This is a genomic window from Psychromonas sp. (assembly GCF_047632995.1).
In the GTDB taxonomy this organism is placed as follows: Bacteria; Pseudomonadota; Gammaproteobacteria; order Enterobacterales; family Psychromonadaceae; genus Psychromonas.
On record NZ_JBLIEK010000100.1, the window covers coordinates 1 to 14,213 of the forward strand.

The window sequence follows — 14,213 nt, forward strand, 5'->3', positions numbered from 1 at the left end:
CTCCATCACCGCATAATCGACAGATTCATCAGGGCAAGCTTCAAACGCTTCTTTATCGATGCGTACAAAATCTAAATCGTGCTGCGTATTCACCATAGACTTAACACAGGCATCATAAATATCAGCCCGACAATTTTTAAGCTCATCTAAATAGCGATCAGCACGAATCAAAAACATGCCACTATTCCACAAATAACCATCCGACACATACTTAGCCGCTGTTTCGGCATCCGGTTTTTCTACAAACTCACTGACTGTTTTTGTTGTATTGGCACCATCAGCTTTAATGTAGCCATAACCCGTAGCGGCTTCCGTTGGCACAATACCCAAGGTACCAAACTTGCCCGCTTGCACTTCTGGCAATAACGTTTTAACGCATTGCTGAAACGCTTCTACATTTTCAATCACATGATCCGCGGCTAAAACCAAAAGCACAGGTACTTCTTGAGAAGAACTAGCCTTAGCATCCGCAACCGCTTTAATAGCAGCCAAAGCAATTGCGGGGGCGGTATTGCGACCCACAGGCTCAAGTAAAATAGATGGATGAAGGTTTTGTTGACGCATCTGCTCAGCCACCAAAAAACGATGCTCTTCATTACAAATAACCATCGGCGCAGAGCCTGACAAACCATTAATGCGCGCAGCGGTTTCTTGCAACATCGTTAAGCTAGAAGTAAGAGCAATAAACTGTTTTGGAAAAGCCGTACGAGATAACGGCCATAAGCGAGTACCGGAACCACCGGCCATAATAACGGGTACTAACATTTCATTTCCCTAAAACGTAAACTAATTTTTATACAAGATAAAACGACCTGAATCATACCTAGTATTCTAGACACAGCTTTATTTCAAGAAGTAGTTCTTTTCATATTCCATTGGCGACAAGTCATTATTATTTCCATGACGGCAAGTAGGATTATAGAACAACTCAATATAATTAAATACATTGGCTTTACCTTTCTCTCTGCTGCGATAAATTTTACGACGAATACGTTCTCTTTTTAGTAATGCAAAGAAACTTTCTACGCATGCATTATCATGACAATTCCCTCTAAAACTCATACTAACGACTAAATTGTTCGCTTTAAGAATGCTCTGCCAATCATAACGGGTGTATTGACTTCTCTGGTCTGAATGAACAACAACCTCTCCCTTTGGCTTTTTTCGCCAGCATGCTATTGTTATCGCATTAAGTACTAGGTCTGTATTAATACGACATCCCATAGACCAACCAATTACTTGTCATGAAAATAGATCAATGATTACAGCAAGAAAAAAGGCAGCCTTCTCATGTACGAATATAAGTAATATCCTTCACCCAAACAGTATTTGGCTTTTCAACATTAAATTCACGATTAAGTAGATTCGGTGCAACGGTCTATAAATCTCCACCTCCGTAGTTATTTTTCTCTTATAGCCTCTCTGAGCTTGAAGTCCTTCGGTCCGAATCAGGCGATATGATTCTTACCTCATTGATCACCTGCGGTTCGTAAGTCTTTATAGACCTTTCGATAGCCATAAACACAACCACTTTCTAGCAAGTATTGATTGTTAAATCCTAGTAAGTGTTCGTCTTCTTTTGCACGGTGACTTAACGTGTTTGCTAGCCAGGCATAAAAGCCACTCGGGTGAACTTATAATGCACGACAGAGCGTTCGAACAGCGTATCGTAGGCGTCGTTCTTTTATTTTAGTTGTTATCCCTAAACGCTTAGGAACATCGACTATGAATAACTGCCTTAGGTTACTTGCTTAACTGCTGCTATCTTGAATTCTTCGTTGTATCGTTCAAGGCCATAGTGACCTCCTCTGTTAACTCATTATATAGTTACAGAATGTCTAGTGAACCAGGGGCGATTCAGGCTATTGGTTGAGCTAGAGATAGAATATCCATTAATATGATACTGAAACTACGGGTTACTAATGGTCTAATAATTTCGCCATATTTGAAAGTAATAATTTATAGTTATCCGAATCTTTTAGAACACCACCACCTAAACTGGAACTGTTCGAAAGTAAATCAAATAACTCTTCTTTATTATGAACCACATACACACCATCCGTATTTGCAAAAGAGATGACTGTCGCTGACTGATGATCGTTTCTATGCTCGCCTAAAGCAGCTTTACGAGGAAATATAACAATCGGTTTTTTCACCCGCAATGCAGTTAAAATAGAGCCCATACCTGCATGTGAAATAATAAAGTCACAATCACTTATATATTTTTCAAATTGCTCTGGCTCTACTGATTGAAAGATAGTCATGTTTTTAGAGGTATACTCTGAACTGCCAATTTGAGCAACTACGTCTTGCTTAGTACCAGACTTGCTCACCCAGTCATCAACTAAGGTAATAAGTCGGTCAAAGGGAATTTGTGTACCTACTGTCACTAAAATCATATTACCCGCCCAATGAACTTAATGCGTTCACCCGCTAAACTTTCCCATTGGGTAAAACAGTTATGCGCTAGATAAGAAGCTATCACTCCCGACATAGAAATTTTTTCTGAATTAGCGATACTGTCTAACCAAATAGTTTTAATACCGAACAGTCTACCTAAAAAAATAGTAATTAAACCGGGCAATGCGCCTGTGGTTATAATAACTGTTGGTTTTTCTTTCTTTAAAATTTTAACTATACCAGCAGTAACTGAAAAAAATCGATGTATTGAATCTCTACTAATATCACCAATAACATAATAACCATCATCGTCAGATAATTCTGACGCTTTATTATAAGTACACGCATAGACAACGTCAGAGGCTTTAAAGGCAGGAATTAACCGACACAATTGCACCCAATGCCCACCGGGAGAAGATAACGCTAACACCTTATTTTTTAACATTTTTTTACCAATCATAAATTAATCGATTAAAATACGGGAATATAAAGCTTCCCACTTAGGTAATATTTTTTTAGAAGAAAAGTGAGCGTTGTAATATTCCTTAGCTTTATCAGTAACCTGACTATCACTGTTATTATCAAGTACGGCACTCAATTTAGTACTAATCGATCCGATATCACCGGGGTCAACCAAATAACCGGTTTCACCTTCAATAATCACCTCAGGAATTCCACCAACAGGAGTTGAAATAATCGGTATCTCACAAGCCATTGCTTCAATAATAACCATAGGTAGCCCTTCATTATACGAAGGTAAAATAAAGACACTACATTCGCTCAATAACTGGGTCTTTTGTTTAGCATTAACCCAACCGTGGTTAGTAACTGAGTCATTTAAAGACAATTCATCGATTAACTTTTGCACTGCTTCATCTTCACCAGCACCACATAAATGTAAATGGCAATCACTACTAATCTGCTTGAGGGCATGAATAAGGTCATAAATGCCCTTTCTTTTAATAAAGGCGCCTAAAAAAAGGATTTGTCCGGGTATTCTAGCGACATCATATTTTTCAATATCAACATAGTTATTAATTACCATGACTTTTCTAACTGCTATTCTATCAATAAACTCTTGCCAGCTATCAGATAACACCACAAATTCATCAACACTATTAATCAGCCAAAGAATAAGTGTCTTTTTAAAGTCACTACTTGCTACGTAATAATCTTTGAATTCAGAGCCATGCAGATGAATAATGGTTTTATGTTTAAATACTTTTGCAATGACTACAAAAAATAACTTTCTAAAAAAACTTCCTTTGTAAGACATATGACAATGCAAAATGACCTGTTTGTCTTTTAAACACAAATAGATTAATTTGAAAGTCGCGGTAATAAAAAGATACAAATCATGCCACTTACTTTTACCTTCATGTGACCCTATCCTTGTATGTTTTTTGTTATCAAATAACCCATTATCGATATAGCCTTGGATCACAGAATCTATACCACCTTTTTGAACTGTACCTAATGTTATAATATGCATAATTTTTAATTTAAATAATAAGTAATTAAATGATGTGGTTTTTATTAAAAGCCATCAATAATGAGAGCTACCAGATTAAATTATTTTCCCTTTTAAAATCAAATTTGGATTAACAGATTTTTTAAAGATGAAAAGAAGTGTCACAAAGAATGTGATATGCCACGTCACAACTGAAACAGCAGCATATTTGACACTCTTTTTCTTAATAGAAGTTAATAGTAGGATTAATAACCAGACTCCTAAAAACTCAACAATGAGCAAATCAAATAATGTTACTACATTCACTAATAAAGGCATAAATAAATTTTTCAGGTTCATTGATTTTTAAAATCTTTGACAACAGTAAAGTTGACTACGCTTGAAGGAGCTAATCGCTGTCTTTTAAATATCCCAGCACATAATCCCATTGCGTTTAAATTAGATGCAATAACAGAATATATACCCGAATAAAAACTTTTTTTCTTAATAATCATACCAACAAATGGTGTTAAAAATAGCATACTAGATATCAAAAAACCCCAGCCATTAGTGATTGCTGTTATTAATGATAATGTCATAACAAACCACCATATTATGTAAGTAACATATAATTTCAATTGCTTCATATTTTTAAGGATGAAAAAAAAGTGAGGCTGACGATAGGCTGAACGTAACAGCTCACCAATCCCAAATATATAACCAGACTGCCATCTTTTTAATAAAAGTTTAAAAGCCTCCATGGTATGACCATAATGTTTGACACTCGGCCGATCTATTCTTAACAGTTTCCAACCTGCTGTTTTTAGTCGTGAACCTAATTCAAATTCCTCATAAGAATTTAAGTTTCTATTTGTAAAATAACCAACGTCAACAAGAGCTTCTTTCCGATACAGACCTCCCATATCTAAGCTATTTACACTTCCCGATCTAAGATTAGCATGTTTTTTTTCTGATCTTTTCTTAAACTCTAGGCTATCTAAATTCATTTCTTTTACAATGCCAGCTACCCCAGCAATTCTAGAGTTCGCTTCCAGCAGAGCAACAGCGTCATGAATGAAGCCACTTTCAAACTCCATATCAGCATCAAGAATATATATATATTCTCCCTCCGCAACTTGAAACCCTAGTTGCGCACCAATCCCACAGGACCTATCAGATTGATCGGTTAACTGTACAATCTTTATTGGATATTTAGATGCTATCTCAACAGTTTTATCTACTGAAAGTGAATCAGCTAAAATAACTTCGCCACTTTCAATTTCTGAAATCACAAGAAGTGAGGACTCAATTGCTTTTGCAATATTACGTTCCTCATTCAAGGCTTTAATAATAATGCTAACTTTTAAACTCAAGAGCCTTCTGCGCTTTGTAATAATTTAACTACAGATGTATATACTTTAGATTCCCATACCGGCATTTTTCTTTCTAGTAATTCGCTTATCATAACTTCACGTTTCTCTAATAATTTCAAATAGTCGGCTAACGTTTTTCGGAAACCGCTGGAGTTTCTAACACATATTTGGTTATTCCAAATAAATCTGTATTAATTCCCTTAGCCTTAATGGTCTAAGTAATCGCGAACATCGCATAAAGAACAATGATATCAAAGGCCTCCAAGTACTTTAATCAAGTAGTTTGTATCCATTGTGCTCTTCATTCTCTTACGTATAGTGCCACCTTTAAATTCATTTTCTTGCTTTAAAAGGTTCAAACAAACCGGCCTAATCCTCGAAAAGCCTATGCTCTAACTCTGCAAGCATCTTTTCTTAAACAAACATCAATTGCCCATCGTTTTTTACGCTGGCCAATCAAACTCTAAATCATCTAATACTGATAAACCCTTGTTGATTAAATCGCAACGTGTAACGTGGTCAACCTAAAACAACCACTCCAGTTAAGCTACTTTTTGTAATTCATTATTTTGTTGTTCAAAGTTATTAAGGCTTTGATGATCCAAGTACGAGTGAAGTCTATGGCTGTTGTACCACATAGACATGTAATTCAAGATATCTTGTTGGGCGTTAAATCGTGTTGAGTAATTGCGCCAATGCACCCGCTCTTGTATTAGGCTTCCAAAGAAGCTTTCTGCTACAGCATTGTCCCAACAACACCATTTTTTAATCATACTGCCAACAAAGTAATGTGTCTTCATAAGGCGGAGATAGGCTTTGCTGACGTACTGCACACCTTTCTAATCGACTGTGTGATTTATCATAACTAAGATGGCTATCACCATCAAATGCTTGTAACAATTTTGGATCGTAATCATCTTTAAATGCACGATGTAATTTACCTTGATTACCTTTCACTGCTAGCGCTTTTATCAACTATTTTTTGAGCTATTTGCTTTTGGCAAGCCATTGCATCAATAGTTAACGAGCAACCCGCTATATTTAATATTTCCAGTAACTTAGGAATTTCTGTTATTTCATTTATTTTCACATTCAACTGAGCTAGACAACCGCCATTAGCTGTTGCAAAGACATTGTCCATATGGATAACTGACTGCCTGTATTAAGATCAACCTTAAATGCTGGACTACCCACCTTTTCAACAAACCACAATACACGACAATTCCTCGGCCACCATTTATAGCTATCTGTAAATATGGGAGCTGAAGTGAAACCTATTCCGAAATTTAAGGCTGCGACCACTATTTACTATCTTGCTTCAGGTTTGTTAAAGGGCAGTCGATAACAAAACGAAAAATTTTTATTAAGCATTATACTTGTAGAACTGACTAGCGAGTCACATTCCCTTTTCCAGAATTAGGCTAGCCCGTTAATAAAACCCTCATTTTCTATACCATTGTGGATTTATTGATTAGTTTAGCAGGAACTCCTACGGCAATATAGTTATCAGGTACATCATTAATTACCACCGCATTTGCTCCAATATCGACATTATTTCCAATAATTACTTTTCCAAGTATTTTGGCACCAGCGCCAACATTTACATTGTTACCTAGAGTAGGGGCGTCATGTGGGTTATTCATTGTCTTATTTCCGATTGTGACGCCTTGTCTAATAATGCAATCATCCCCGATCACCGTTTTACCATGAATGACTATTGCTCCAAAGTGTTCGATAACTAGCCTTTTACCAATTTTTGCTTCGACACCGATTGTGATACCAAATAGGATCTCTGATATTTTATTTAGTAATATGTGTACGATTCCCAACGGATAACGGATGATTTTAGTACTGAACTTATAACGGATATGTCCAAATCTATATATCTGTAACGCCCAAAAACCTTGTGCAAATATTTTTTCCCTTTTGTACATTGATAAGTCATCAAAAAATGACATGGTTTTCAGAAATTTATTACTCATAATTACCCTTTTAAAATTTAATATAATTTTATTATCCAGTTAAGTTATTATCACTTAACTGGCTTGGTAGAATCAATTAGACCACGTCATACATGTAGTTATAGTTTTAGTACCTTGCATCGGTATATATAGCCCTTGGTGAATTCGAACATTACACTAATGCGTCAGCCAAAAACTTAGCGGATGAATTTCTAAGCTCCGCCAGTTTTTTATTTACCTGTACATAATCTATGTTCATTAACTTTTTCGTTAACTCTACAGGCTCAACATCACCACAATAAATATGATGTGTTAGGTCTAATAATGAAAGCAAGCTTTCTAAACGAGTTAAACCTCTGTTGTCATTAGGGTAATATACAAATGGCACTTCAAATAAAATGGCAAAACAAACACAATGAAATGAGTCGGTGATCACTAATTTACTTTCTTTAATATTACGTAACCAACTATCAACCGGACTGTAGTAATGAGAACGTCCTTTTGAGGAATAATATATATTCTTCTCAGTAAATTTTAAGCTTGCCGACACATCGTTAATAAAGACTTCAAAATCACTATTAATATCTAACTTGTAGTAAACAATATCGGCAGCATCATTTACTGACTTATCACCAATAATGTCATCAAATAAACCACGACCGACTAGTAAGGTTGGATCTAATACATGCTCGGCACTGACTTCAAAGGTGTTTTTACAAATATCAACGCCGGATTTTTCTCTCACAGAAATAGCATCAAACGATTTTATTTCACTGGCTATTTTAGCGGTATCGTCAGGATTCAGTTCCCAAAAATCATTACCAAAACTGGCCGCATAAGAGATCTTCTTCACGCCTTTATTTAAAAAGGCTAAAAAATAAACTAACGAATCGTTACCGGTATATGACGGTCGCCATACTTGATCACTACCCACAACAACATGGCTATAAGATAAATTTTCTTGGCTAAGTTCATCAAAAGTATAGAAGGTTTTAGCACTTGTTGGCAGCCACTGATCTCTAAATTCTTGAAATATTTCGGGATTAACAAAAGAGTTATGAGTTATTTTTTTTTCCTTTAAACCTAAATCCATCAAAATAGCTTTAACTTGGCTTTTTAACTTAGCTTGCCACTTTACTTTAACGCCTATAGGCATAAAGTTAATGTGCTCTGAATTATAACCTAACTCTTTATTCACATAACTATGTAAAGCTACCGCCTGCAACACAGCACCATAATTATGGTTTGAGTAATGGAAATTAACAATGCCAATATTGTTCATATACCCTCTAAAATATTTAATTTATAAATAACAGTTTCTCATTTGTTTCAAACTATACGTAAAACATCATTTAAATCACGACGAGGCGATCTAGGTACAAGCGTTTCTTCTGGCGCATAACCTATAGCAATTAACATAATAATGCGTAGCGAAGGATCTAATGCTAACAGTTTATGAGCTGATTTATCTGTCTTAGGTTTTACGCACCAATTCAAACAGCAAGAGCTTACATTGTGAGATTTCAAAGCTAAAATAAAACTCATAGAAAATAAGCCACCATCGATATAAGGTTCATGTCGCTCTGATGCGCCAAAAAAACAGCTAGCATCAGTAGATATTACCGCTATATGTGGCGCTAAATGCCCGAACCCTGAATTACCGTTTTGATGAGATAATAATCTTTTTTTTAATAACGGATCACTAACTATGGTAACTCTCACTGGTTGTCTATTACATACTGATGGTGATAATTGACTTATACGCACTACATTTTCAAGTACATCACTAGCGACTGGTTCATCTGAGAAAGTTCTAACACTGCGACGTGCATTCATTAACAATGAAAATTGTTCACTGTAATAGGTTTCAGTTATATCTAGCGATAGTATTCCGCAAGGTGTATTAAATGCGCTTCTTTCACAATCATAGTTAGCTAAAAAGTTTTTTAACTCATCAGTAATAACATTATCATCATCGAGTTTGTAGCTAACTATACGATCGTAGTAACTTTGAAGTGTGCCAATTGCACCACGGTAAATAGAATCTTTCTCGTTAACGACTTCTATACGCTGCCACTTACTTATTAGTATCATTGTCGCGCGAGCTGGCGCTAAGCCAAAAAGCCTTTTGGGCCCCGGCATTACCAAGCCTTTTTCTAATTTATGATATTGAAATAACAGCTCTGAGCTAATACTTGATCTTTTCGTATGACCCACAGCCCAATGCATGGCTTTATAGTTTTGAGATATATCATACAAATAGTAGCGTAGTTTAACGACACGTAAGATTTCAGCCTTAGTACGAAAATATATTCCCCAGATTAAAGGATATTTCAATAAAGTCCGTTTTAAATTACTTTTAAATGACAAAATTTAACTCCTATAAGTTAACAGATCAGTTAGGTATTATTTCCTAAACTGTTTTATTTTTTCCATTCCGCCAATAATAAAAAACCATGAAGTAGCGAGTATAGCTATTAAAGAATAAGTTAGCAGAATACTTTCAAAATACGACATAATAATTGCAGCCAACACATGGAAAAAAGTAAGTGGCATGACATTATTGGTAAGTGCAGATATAAGCGATTGTACTTGTTGGACACTCCCTAATAATAACCCCATAGCGATAACGTTCATAAATATCGAAACTACAGCATATATAAGCACTGTTTTAGCTAAATCGTAGTCTACGTAGATACAGAGAATTAACGTACCAATTCGAATGATAAAATTAAAAATATGGAAGATTAAGCGAATATTTTGTTTATTCATCACATCGAATAAACCACCAAAAGATTGCACCAGCAGAGTGGTCATAGCAAAATATGATAAGAAGCTCGCCAAGACACCAGCATCAGCCCACTTCGCTCCTAAGACAATAACAAACAGAGAATCACCGACCACCGACAACACAGAAAATGGAATTAATAAAAAGGCTACTAATGTGATAAAAAATATATCTGTATTTTCCTTTACCTTGCCCATATCGTCATTAGCTTTATCTTCGGCAATTTTTTGCATAAATGTTTGAGATATAGCGCCACCAAGTGCTGACACTGGTATGTTAACTAATCTATTAGCGATGGCGAATAATCCAGCAGCAATAGACGAAAAATAAGCTGCAATAATAATAACGGGGAGCTGTAACATACTGTTAATTAGTAGCATTGATGGGGTATTGTACTGCAAATAACGCTTATATTTAGTAAAAATAAAACCATTGGAGATAGTTGTTTTTTTCCGACTTTTATAACGCTTTAATATGGGGAATAAATATAAAATAGCAAACACATTTGCAGCCACTCTCGCTAAAATCAAATTACCAACAAAAGCGAAATTACCAAAGCCACTTAAAATAGCAATACCTCTATCAGATATAGTTTCCAATACTTTCGAAGTACTAATTTCACCAAAAATCTTAACGCGTACACCTAAGTACGTAAAGCTGATATAAAGACTTTGTGATAAAACTAGCAGTGGAATCGCAAAGACAATTTTAGTGTTAGACTTAATATTTAACAAAGAAACTACATATTCATTAAAGAAATAGAGCGCAACACTAATAAAGAAGCAAAAAACATAAGTAAGCGAGAGACACAATCTAAATATCTTAATGGCTTCTTCTTCGCTTTTAGGTATTAAAATAGCCAAGTGCAAGCTAAGCGTAGTGAATGTCGCGAGAATAAGACTTATTGCAAGTAAGGATGAAAATTCACCATAGACTTCAACACTGTAAAGTCTAGTAATAATCGGAATCGCAATAATTCCAATTATTTGCCCAAACGCATTTCCAGCTAAAAGTTTACTTGTGTTTTTAATGAAATTTGACGACATATGTGTCATGTCCGAATTTGACTATCAATTTTTGAATTATTCATCATTTCAGTTTGAAAAAACCACATCAGGTAAAGCAACACCCCACCAACGCTTATACACCAGGAAGCAGTAAAAAAACTAAGAGGCAATGGCGAAAGAGTAAATGACAATATAAAAGCAAATGTCGCAGCGGAATACGGGTCTGTGTTATTGGTTTTTCTGTAGTATTGAAGACACGCTTGGATAGATTTAAAAGTAAACACTATCCATATTAATAATCCAAAAGGCCCAAATTGAAATAATGAAGAAATAGCTCCCGCATCTACAATATTATTATGCTCCTCAGAGTTTAGTATATTATTTACTGAACCATTTGAAGACATCGAGCCTATACCCATCCCACCGCTCTGAATATATGTATCATAAAAATGTGAGACTGTTTCAAAGCGAATAGAGATATTACTTGATGAGTCATGAAGTGACATATTTGACAAGCCTTCGATATGTTTAGAGAAAACAATTGGAAATACAAGCACAACACCTAAAAACCCCACCACATACCATCTAAATACTTGCTTGGTCAGTCCTTTAATATACATAATTGTAAGAGTTCCGACTCCCATAGCAATGAAACCCATGCGACTTTCCATAACAAATGCTTGAACCAAAAACAATAAAGCAGCAATAATTATTAATATTTTTTTTTCATTAGTACTCCTATTACCAATTATCAAAAGACTTACAACTGTAACAAAACCAAAAATAACCTCATTCTTAAGGAGAACAATTCGCCTTATATCTAGTGAAAAAAAAGCGGAGCGCCTTTGATAATCATCTAAGAATGCAAAATTACTGATTCTATCTACTATAAGTAAAGTAGATATTAATATTGCAACACATATGAACGACCAAACAACTTCTTTACTGGTGTACTTAAAAAAGTACAGAAAGTAAAAAATAAATATTGGAATAAAAGCATAAAGAGAAGGTAGCCAATCCTTTAGTGGTTTCACAAAAATGAAATTACCTGAAATAAATGACACTGCAAAAAAAATAAAAAACGCGATGATTGGATAGTAAAAACTCTTGATTTCATAAAATTTTTTTTCTTTCGCCATTTGCAATATAGACAAGAAAAGAAAACAAATCATCAGAAATGAGAATAGCCAAGCACCTAAAACAGTGTCAAAGCCTATTAATTTTGTTATGAGACCATCCGTTTCAAAAATAACCAAGCAAAAAATAACAACTTTTAAATAAGATGGTTTATTTATATCTTCAGAATTTTTCATTTTTAGACCGTGCCTAAAATGATGCTGGAGTAACAGCACCGTACTGAATAAACCAGCACCAGCTTTACCTGCCAACCAACTTTAACACTATAGAAATTCATTTAAACAACTCCATAGCTTGCAAGTCACGATTTTTTTTTCAAACCGACCCGCGCCACTACTTTAAATATCTTATGATAAACCAACATCAACACATTAATTTTTATAAGTGCGTTTCTATATTGGCTAATTGAATAATACTTTCAACTAACAGCTTAGCCATTTTAGAATTGTTAATCTCGGTTAGTTGCAATAAAATTTACGCCCCGTAATTTACCCAACCCTTCTACTAATTTACTGCTTGCCTTTCGCATAAGCGATCACCAACCACCTAAACATTAATATTAAGATGCTATTACAATCTTTAAGAATGGCACACAGCCCTTGTAATTTTATCAATCACATTGATACCCAATGACGATATAGAGGCAAATATTGGTGAACCAACATAACTTAGACGAAAGACTTTAAAGCTATGTTCAATTTCATTTGTTATTAAACCCGCCATGCCCTGTTAGATTCACAGGTAAACAGATGATATTTTAAACTTGCCTGCAAAAAGGAGTCAGTTATAAGCTGACTCGCTTCAACGGGTCTAATATAAATACGATGCATCTGGCATTACTTTAAACACTTTGTCATCACCAGTAATTCTGATAACAGTTGAACATCATAATTAGACATACTTTAAGCACTCTGGACGATGGGAACCATCTTAAAAATTTCTCGGCACCCCCAAAAAAATGATTTTCGTCAAGATTACCCCTCCTGGCGGACTACTTAATGCTCCATCGATCCTGCTTAACATTTGGTAAAATATCTATTTCCGAACGTCATATATGATGGAGGGCACTCTACGTTAATTACGTTAAAAAATAAACATAAAAGAACTAAAACTTACTTAAAGTTACAAGCTGTATCAAACACAATGATAGACTTTTAAGTCTCTCAACCTTATTCTTCGCTGATAATTCAATATTTAATGATGCCTACATCCAATTTCAGGGACTATATTTAATGAAAATCGCTATTGCAGGGACTGGCTACGTCGGTTTATCAAATGCTATTTTACTTGCGCAACACAATACAGTTGTAACTTTGGATTTAGTTGCTGAAAAAGTCGAGATGCTTAATAATCGTCAATCCCCTATTCAAGATACTGAGATTGAGCACTTTCTAAAAAACAAAGTACTTGACTTAAAAGCGACCCTTAATAAAGAAGAAGCTTACAAAGATGCGGACTTTGTCATCATTGCGACGCCAACCGATTACGATAGTGAAAAGAACTTCTTTAATACATCTTCAGTCGAGTCTGTGATTAAAGATGTTATAGCGATTAACCCTAGCGCTGTGATAATTATTAAATCTACTGTACCGGTGGGCTTTACAACGAACCTTAAGCAAGAACTGGGTTGTGACAATATAATTTTCTCGCCTGAGTTTTTACGCGAAGGCAAAGCGTTATACGACAACCTGCACCCTTCTCGTATTATTGTTGGCGAACGGTCTGAACGCGCTAAAACTTTTGCTAATCTTTTAAAGCAAGGTGCTATCAAAAAAGACGTTGAGGTACTGCTAACCAATTCGACCGAAGCTGAAGCAGTTAAGTTATTTTCTAATACCTACCTAGCCATGCGAGTTTCATATTTTAATGAACTTGATTCTTATGCCGAAAGCCATGAATTAGACAGCGGTCAGATTATTAAAGGGGTTTCATTAGATCCTCGCATTGGTGGTCACTACAACAACCCCTCTTTCGGCTATGGTGGATATTGCTTGCCTAAAGATACCAAGCAGCTGCGTGCTAATTTTAACGATGTGCCTAATAATATTATTAGTGCCATTGTGGACGCTAATACCACACGTAAAGACTTTATCGCTA

12 protein-coding genes and 3 pseudogenes are annotated in these 14,213 nt (G+C 35.3%); 1 reads left to right on the forward strand and 14 read right to left on the reverse strand.

Annotation, left to right across the window (positions count from 1 at the left end; translation table 11 throughout):
* From ACJAT7_RS14455 to ACJAT7_RS14520, 14 genes and pseudogenes are all read right to left on the reverse strand, one after another.
* On the reverse strand, positions 1–765 hold a 765-nt coding region (locus ACJAT7_RS14455; RefSeq protein WP_415227508.1), incomplete at its 3' end, for a sugar phosphate nucleotidyltransferase.
* 78 nt (positions 766–843) lie between these two features.
* Positions 844–1,765 (reverse strand): annotated as a pseudogene (locus tag ACJAT7_RS14460) (IS3 family transposase).
* A 154-nt stretch (positions 1,766–1,919) separates the two neighbouring features.
* Positions 1,920–2,399 carry a glycosyltransferase gene (locus tag ACJAT7_RS14465; RefSeq protein WP_415227509.1) on the reverse strand — a complete coding sequence of 160 codons (480 nt, stop codon included), beginning with the start codon at positions 2,397–2,399 and terminating at the stop codon, positions 1,920–1,922.
* Entirely contained in the window at positions 2,396–2,860 is a 465-nt protein-coding gene (locus tag ACJAT7_RS14470; RefSeq protein ID WP_415227510.1) for a hypothetical protein, read from the reverse strand. The genes ACJAT7_RS14465 and ACJAT7_RS14470 overlap by 4 nt, the downstream gene beginning before the upstream one ends.
* Positions 2,861–2,863: 3 nt before the next feature.
* The gene (locus tag ACJAT7_RS14475; protein ID WP_415227511.1) at positions 2,864–3,892 is read right to left on the reverse strand and encodes a glycosyltransferase family 4 protein; all 1,029 of its coding nucleotides are present in this window, start codon (positions 3,890–3,892) and stop codon (positions 2,864–2,866) included.
* 75 nt (positions 3,893–3,967) lie between these two features.
* Positions 3,968–4,210 (reverse strand): hypothetical protein, encoded by a 243-nt coding sequence (locus tag ACJAT7_RS14480; protein ID WP_415227512.1) that lies wholly within the window; start codon positions 4,208–4,210, stop codon positions 3,968–3,970.
* Positions 4,207–5,223, reverse strand: a complete 1,017-nt coding sequence (locus ACJAT7_RS14485; protein ID WP_415227513.1) for a glycosyltransferase — start codon at positions 5,221–5,223, stop codon at positions 4,207–4,209. The genes ACJAT7_RS14480 and ACJAT7_RS14485 overlap by 4 nt, the downstream gene beginning before the upstream one ends.
* Before the next feature lie 542 nt (positions 5,224–5,765).
* Positions 5,766–6,062 (reverse strand): annotated as a pseudogene (locus ACJAT7_RS14490) (IS3 family transposase); the annotation flags it as partial.
* Positions 6,031–6,379 (reverse strand): annotated as a pseudogene (locus tag ACJAT7_RS14495) (ISAs1 family transposase); the annotation flags it as partial. The pseudogenes ACJAT7_RS14490 and ACJAT7_RS14495, both read right to left, overlap by 32 nt.
* Before the next feature lie 292 nt (positions 6,380–6,671).
* Positions 6,672–7,205 carry a serine O-acetyltransferase gene (locus tag ACJAT7_RS14500; RefSeq protein ID WP_415227514.1) on the reverse strand — a complete coding sequence of 178 codons (534 nt, stop codon included), beginning with the start codon at positions 7,203–7,205 and terminating at the stop codon, positions 6,672–6,674.
* Between the two features lie 151 nt (positions 7,206–7,356).
* Positions 7,357–8,466 carry a polysaccharide pyruvyl transferase family protein gene (locus ACJAT7_RS14505; protein WP_415227515.1) on the reverse strand — a complete coding sequence of 370 codons (1,110 nt, stop codon included), beginning with the start codon at positions 8,464–8,466 and terminating at the stop codon, positions 7,357–7,359.
* A gap of 47 nt (positions 8,467–8,513) precedes the next feature.
* On the reverse strand, positions 8,514–9,554 hold the full coding sequence (locus ACJAT7_RS14510) for a nitroreductase family protein (protein ID WP_415227516.1): 1,041 nt from the start codon (positions 9,552–9,554) through the stop codon (positions 8,514–8,516).
* Between the two features lie 36 nt (positions 9,555–9,590).
* Complete coding sequence (locus ACJAT7_RS14515; RefSeq protein WP_415227517.1) at positions 9,591–11,018, reverse strand: lipopolysaccharide biosynthesis protein; 1,428 nt, start codon at positions 11,016–11,018, stop codon at positions 9,591–9,593.
* 5 nt (positions 11,019–11,023) lie between these two features.
* A complete protein-coding gene (locus tag ACJAT7_RS14520) occupies positions 11,024–12,292 on the reverse strand; it encodes an O-antigen ligase family protein (protein WP_415227518.1) in 1,269 nt (422 codons plus the stop codon).
* 1,056 nt (positions 12,293–13,348) lie between these two features.
* Here ACJAT7_RS14520 and ACJAT7_RS14525 point away from each other — a divergent pair.
* Positions 13,349–14,213: nucleotide sugar dehydrogenase (locus ACJAT7_RS14525; RefSeq protein ID WP_415227519.1), on the forward strand; the 865-nt coding region annotated here is incomplete at its 3' end.

Bases quoted from the DNA above. Each gene is read 5' to 3' on its own strand.
- ACJAT7_RS14465 (WP_415227509.1), bottom strand. From the start codon at position 2,399: ATGATTTTAGTGACAGTAGGTACACAAATTCCCTTTGACCGACTTATT.
- ACJAT7_RS14470 (WP_415227510.1), bottom strand. From the start codon at position 2,860: ATGATTGGTAAAAAAATGTTAAAAAATAAGGTGTTAGCGTTATCTTCT.
- ACJAT7_RS14475 (WP_415227511.1), bottom strand. From the start codon at position 3,892: ATGCATATTATAACATTAGGTACAGTTCAAAAAGGTGGTATAGATTCT.
- ACJAT7_RS14480 (WP_415227512.1), bottom strand. From the start codon at position 4,210: ATGAACCTGAAAAATTTATTTATGCCTTTATTAGTGAATGTAGTAACA.
- ACJAT7_RS14500 (WP_415227514.1), bottom strand. From the start codon at position 7,205: ATGAGTAATAAATTTCTGAAAACCATGTCATTTTTTGATGACTTATCA.
- ACJAT7_RS14505 (WP_415227515.1), bottom strand. From the start codon at position 8,466: ATGAACAATATTGGCATTGTTAATTTCCATTACTCAAACCATAATTAT.
- ACJAT7_RS14515 (WP_415227517.1), bottom strand. From the start codon at position 11,018: ATGTCGTCAAATTTCATTAAAAACACAAGTAAACTTTTAGCTGGAAAT.
- ACJAT7_RS14520 (WP_415227518.1), bottom strand. From the start codon at position 12,292: ATGAAAAATTCTGAAGATATAAATAAACCATCTTATTTAAAAGTTGTT.